A 253-nucleotide genomic window follows, 5' to 3' on the forward strand; every position below is an offset into this window, starting at 1 on the left:
GAAATTAATAATGGTGTAATCATTAGCAAAGCTTTAATCAATATGGCTGGTATTAGTGATGATTCTTATATTCAAACCGGCAATGGGTTAAAGCCTGGAAAGCATGAAATCACAATTGCCAACATAATATTTAGGAATAAATGCCAAGTTAATAATTTTTGTTCTTTCTATGAAAAGAACTATCCGGGTAGTATACTGAGGCAGTCTCTTGAATGGGAGTTTAAGTCTATAATTTCAATGAAGTTTGAAATGG

General features: G+C 32.0%; 1 protein-coding gene. It reads left to right on the forward strand.

What is annotated here, in order from left to right:
- Nucleotides 1-42: 42 nt before the first annotated feature.
- Nucleotides 43-253, forward strand: a 211-nt coding sequence (locus NF27_RS13365; protein ID WP_152606879.1) for a hypothetical protein, incomplete at its 3' end; no start/stop codon positions are given.

The sequence above is a fragment of the Candidatus Jidaibacter acanthamoeba genome, assembly GCF_000815465.1.
GTDB lineage: Bacteria > Pseudomonadota > Alphaproteobacteria > Rickettsiales > Midichloriaceae > Jidaibacter > Jidaibacter acanthamoebae.